We start from the raw sequence: 4,175 nt of genomic DNA on the forward strand, positions 1-4,175 counted from the left end.
GCGCCGGCCGTCCGGGCCGCCGGCCTTCCGCCACCTCCATGGACGCGGTGATCGCAGCCGCGACCAGTACGCGCGGGAGGGAACGGCAGAGCGGGTCCCCGCACCAGGCGGCCGCGTGAGAAGTCGGCGGGTCCGACTTCCCGTGCGGGGCGGGTGGTGGGGAGCGATCGCGGATCAGGGGAGATCGACGCCCGCGTACTCCAGCGGCGGCGCGATCGCCTGGGCGTCCGCGCCCTCGCCCACCCACAGGCCGATCAGGAACGCCGCCGTCGCCTCCAGGAGGCCTGCCCGGTCGAGCCCGCCTCCGCTGACCGGCACGCAGCCGAGGTCGCGGACGAGGAGCCGCACGGTGTCGAGCGCCGGCGCGTCGTCGCCGCAGAGCGGCACCAGGAGGGGGCGTCCGTCGAAGACGGGCGGGGTCCTGCGCCACACGCTCTCGTGGCAGAGGTTGAACGCCTTGACCACGGACGCGCCGGGTGCCGCGGCCGCGATGCGCTCGGCAGCCGAGGGCCCGCCACAGGTCTCCAGGACGAAACCCGGCGCGACCGGGTTGGTGCAGTCGACCAGCGTCCTTCCCCGTACGGCGTCGGCCAGGCCGGAGGCCACGCTGATCGCCGCCGAGTACGGCACGGCCAGCAGCACCGCGTCCCGGCCGTGCTCGACCGCGTCCCGCGGAGTTCCCGCCCGCCCGCCGACCCCCTCGGCGAGGGCGGCGGCGCGGCCGGTGTCCCGCCCGCCCACCAGCACGTCGTGGCCGGCCCCCGCCCACCGTGTACCCAGCACCCGCGCCATCGTCCCGGTACCGATGATCCCGATCCTCATGACGACCAACCTCCTTGTGACGACCTGCCAGTGGGAACGGGGAGACAGTAGGAAAGTCCTGGGGCACCATCTGGTAAGTGACCCCTGACCACGGCTTCCTCGCCGACTGCCGCGCCCGGCTCGCCTTCGATCTGCTCGCCAACACCTGGAACGCCGTCGTGGTGTGGGCGCTGCGCGAGGGGCCCTCGCGGCCCGGTGAACTGCGCGGGCGGATCGGCGGGATCAGCCCCAAGGTCCTCACGGAGACGCTGCGTCGGCTCCAGGCCGACGGGTTGGTCGAGCGCCGCCCGTACACCGGGTCGCCACCGCGTGTGGAGTACACCCTCACGGGGTTGGGGCGGACACTCCTGGAACCGATCGAGGCGTTCGGCGCCTGGGCCTTCGAACACGGCGAGGACGTGATGGCGGCCCGGGAGCGGGCGGAGGCAACCGGGCACAGCCGCGACTGACGCCGATCGAGATGTCGCAACCGGGGCGCCGGTGCTGTGACCGGGACGGTCCACCGTGATCGGAAGGCGGCTCGGGGGAGGAGCGTACGCGTAGCGGCTGGTATTACTGGGGTATGCAGGAAGAGACGGCACGCTCCGCGATCGACACGTTCATCTCCGCGTTCAACGCCTCGGACGACAGCTATGTGACTGCCCTGCTCTCCCAGGCCCTGACCTCGGACGTGGTCTTCTGGGGGCCGTTGGGCCGCAGCGAGGGAATCGCGGCGGTCGAGCGGTTCGTACTGGACATCCGGCGCCACCCGGCGGGGACGGGCACGATGGCGCGCTGCTCGGAGGTGGACATGCCCGACGAGTGGGCCCGGTACCAGTGGGTCTTCACCACGCCGGACGGAGGCCCCAGCCTGGCGGGAACGGACGTCGTCCACCTGCGGCGGAGCCTCATCGACCAGATCATCGTCTTCGCGGGGGAGATCGAGCCCTTCACCTCCTGAGCCGGGATGGCGGGCGGGGCGGCGGGCGGGATGTCGGGCGGGATGTCGGGCGTCGGCGTCGCGATGCCACTGACACGGACAGGCTCAGCCACCGCGCCTCCGGCGGTCCAACGGGCGTCACCGCACATCCAACCGTCACGACCATCGACCCGGCGAACCCACGCGGTCAGGACAGCCAGGTCCGGGTGGCCTGGGAGCGGCAGTGGGCGAGGGCGTACTTGATGCGGGTCTCGGAGTGATGGGTGGTGGTGAGGAGTTCGCCGGCGGTGGTGAGGGCGGTCCAGTAGCGGGCGGGGTCACCGGTGCGGGGCATGGGGCGGGTGGTGGTGAGGGAGAGGTAGGCGGTGGTGAGGTTGCCGGTGGTGAACCACCGCTGGAGGCCGTGGTGGTGGCCGGGGCGCAGGCTGCCGTGGGCGTCGACGGCGGCGAGGAGCTGGTCGACGACGGCGAGTTCGGTGTCGGTGAGCGACTTGGGGATGTCGAAGACGCCGAGGGCTTCGAGGAGTTCGCCGGTGTCGGTCTCGTCGCCGGGGTGGTGGTCGGCGAGGAGGGCGTCATAGCAGTCGTTGAGACGGCGGGTGGTCTCGGCGAGGGGGATGGTGAGGGCGAGGCAGACGGCGCGGGCGGAGGGGAGGGGCTCGCGGGTGCGGCGGGCGAGGAGGGCATAGGTGTCGGCGGGGGTGCGGCCACGGGAGAGGGCGTGCCGGGCCAGGGTCGTGAGGTGCATGAGGGGGCTTCGGTCTTTCAGGCGGTGACGAGGGCGGGGACGGGGGCCGGGGCGACGGTGACCCAGACGAACTTGCCGATGCCGTCGGGGCGGGAGGTGCAGCCCCAGCGTTCGGCGAGCTCGTTGACGAGGAACAGGCCGCGCCCGTGCTCGTCGGAGGGGGTGGGGGCGTGGAGGGACGGACGGCCGCTGCCGGCGTCGTGGACCTCCAGCCGCAGGCGGGAGTTGATCAGGGCGAAGCGGATCTCGATGTGGCGGTCGTCGGGGGCGTCGGAGTGCTGGACGGCGTTGGCGAAGAGTTCGCCGAGGAGGAGTTCAGCGGTGTCCGAGTAGCGGTCGCCGGAGGGCAGGCCGGAGAGGTACGCGCGGAGCAAGTAGCGGGCCAGGGGCGTGGACTCGATGCAGGAGTCGAGGTGCGCGACGAACGCGCGGGGCCGGCGGGACGAGAGCATGGGGGAGCACCTCAGGGGGGCGGAGGGGGCGTGAAGGGGGGCGCGCGATGTAACGCTACGCATGCAATAGATTGCGTTCCGGCATCAATGATGGGGGTGCCGGAGTTACGGTTGCGACCAAAACACTGTGTGGAGATCTGGAACACCTGAGGGGGAAACACATGGCACATCGGCGCCTTGGGCTCGAGCCGACGGCGAACCCGGCGGAGATGTTCGGCGAAGCGCTCCGCTACGCACGTGAGCGAGCCGGCTATACACAGCAGCAGCTGGGCAGGCTGCTGCACCTCGACCGTACGGTGATCACCCGGTTCGAGGGCGGTAGAAGGCCGATGGATCGGGACACCGTCGAGAGGGCTGACGAGATCCTGGCCATGGGGGGCCTGCTGGTCCGGTTGTGGGAGCGGGTGGACTGGCAGGCGGACATCGAAACCCCGGACTGGTTCGAGAAGTTCAGGGAACTGGAGGACGAGGCGCTGGCGATTCGGGTGCTTCAGTTCAACCGGATCAACGACCTCTTGCAGTGCGAAGAGTACGTTCGCGCGATGATCAGCACTGGAAACGCGCGCAACAACCCGAAACTGTTCGCCGAGCGAGTCGAGGCCCGATTGAATCGACAGGGCCGTTTCTTGGCTGCTGATGGGCCAACGCTCATGGTGGTGCTCGACGAGAGTGCCATCCGTACGGTTGTTGGAGGCCCGGGGGTGATGCGGCGGCAGATGGAACACCTGATCGCGGTCACTGAGGAGTCGAACATCGTGATTGAGGTAGCGCCGTTTGGATCTCCCCTGCCGGCTGCGCCAGCCACCTCGATGATCCTGATGCTGATGCCAGATGGGAAGGAGTGGGTGTATTCGGAGAGCCTGTATCGAGGACACTTCAGCGACGCCCCGTCGGTTGTAGAGGGGTCCAGGCGCGACTTCGACATGGTGCGTACCGGTGTACTCTCGCCGGGAGATACCCGAGCCCTGATCGCCGACGCGATGGAGGAGTACCGCTTTGCTGAACGTCGATCTCACGAGGGCCGCTTGGCGCAGGAGCAGCTACAGCGGGAACGACGGGGCCGAGTGCATCGAGGCGGCCCTTGGTTTCCTCCCCGACGCCGTCCCGGTGCGTGACTCCAAGGACCCTCACGGCCCGGTGCTCGTCTTCCCGTCCGCCGCCTGGGACTCCTTCATCGCCGCGATCCATACCGGGGACTTCCCTGAGTGAGCCCGATGTGGCGTCGGGGGGTGCC

7 protein-coding genes are annotated in these 4,175 nt (G+C 70.2%); 4 read left to right on the forward strand and 3 right to left on the reverse strand.

The genetic code is table 11. The annotated features are described in order from the left end of the window. Positions 1-174: 174 nt before the first annotated feature. Entirely contained in the window at positions 175-822 is a 648-nt protein-coding gene (locus ACFU6K_RS32795) for an NADPH-dependent F420 reductase (RefSeq protein ID WP_380669257.1), read from the reverse strand. 77 nt (positions 823-899) lie between these two features. On the opposite strand from ACFU6K_RS32795, the gene ACFU6K_RS32800 reads away from it, so the two are divergent. Together ACFU6K_RS32800 and ACFU6K_RS32805 are read left to right on the forward strand one after the other, a co-directional pair. Next, positions 900-1,271, forward strand: a complete 372-nt coding sequence (locus tag ACFU6K_RS32800) for a winged helix-turn-helix transcriptional regulator (RefSeq protein WP_380669259.1) — start codon at positions 900-902, stop codon at positions 1,269-1,271. Between the two features lie 113 nt (positions 1,272-1,384). Continuing rightward, entirely contained in the window at positions 1,385-1,762 is a 378-nt protein-coding gene (locus ACFU6K_RS32805; RefSeq protein ID WP_380669261.1) for a nuclear transport factor 2 family protein, read from the forward strand. Positions 1,763-1,928: 166 nt separating this feature from the next. Here ACFU6K_RS32805 and ACFU6K_RS32810 read toward each other — a convergent pair whose 3' ends face one another. Then, positions 1,929-2,489, reverse strand: coding sequence for a hypothetical protein (locus ACFU6K_RS32810; protein ID WP_380669263.1), 561 nt, complete (start codon positions 2,487-2,489; stop codon positions 1,929-1,931). A gap of 17 nt (positions 2,490-2,506) precedes the next feature. Beyond that, positions 2,507-2,941: an ATP-binding protein gene (locus ACFU6K_RS32815; protein ID WP_380669265.1), complete on the reverse strand. Its 435-nt coding sequence runs from the start codon at positions 2,939-2,941 to the stop codon at positions 2,507-2,509. A gap of 161 nt (positions 2,942-3,102) precedes the next feature. Between ACFU6K_RS32815 and ACFU6K_RS32820 the strand changes: the two genes are divergently transcribed. Both ACFU6K_RS32820 and ACFU6K_RS32825 read left to right on the forward strand, forming a co-directional pair. Next, positions 3,103-4,056 (forward strand): helix-turn-helix domain-containing protein, encoded by a 954-nt coding sequence (locus ACFU6K_RS32820; protein ID WP_380669267.1) that lies wholly within the window; start codon positions 3,103-3,105, stop codon positions 4,054-4,056. After that, positions 4,010-4,150: a DUF397 domain-containing protein gene (locus tag ACFU6K_RS32825; protein WP_380669269.1), complete on the forward strand. Its 141-nt coding sequence runs from the start codon at positions 4,010-4,012 to the stop codon at positions 4,148-4,150. The genes ACFU6K_RS32820 and ACFU6K_RS32825 overlap by 47 nt, the downstream gene beginning before the upstream one ends. Positions 4,151-4,175 lie beyond the last annotated feature (25 nt).

Origin of the sequence: Kitasatospora sp. NPDC057512, from assembly GCF_042802135.1 — a bacterium.
Taxonomy (GTDB): domain Bacteria; phylum Actinomycetota; class Actinomycetes; order Streptomycetales; family Streptomycetaceae; genus Kitasatospora.

Coding starts and splice junctions, on each gene's coding strand:
- ACFU6K_RS32810 (WP_380669263.1), bottom strand. CDS start 2,489: ATGCACCTCACGACCCTGGCCCGGCACGCCCTCTCCCGTGGCCGCACC.
- ACFU6K_RS32805 (WP_380669261.1), top strand. CDS start 1,385: ATGCAGGAAGAGACGGCACGCTCCGCGATCGACACGTTCATCTCCGCG.
- ACFU6K_RS32820 (WP_380669267.1), top strand. CDS start 3,103: ATGGCACATCGGCGCCTTGGGCTCGAGCCGACGGCGAACCCGGCGGAG.
- ACFU6K_RS32815 (WP_380669265.1), bottom strand. CDS start 2,941: ATGCTCTCGTCCCGCCGGCCCCGCGCGTTCGTCGCGCACCTCGACTCC.
- ACFU6K_RS32795 (WP_380669257.1), bottom strand. CDS start 822: ATGAGGATCGGGATCATCGGTACCGGGACGATGGCGCGGGTGCTGGGT.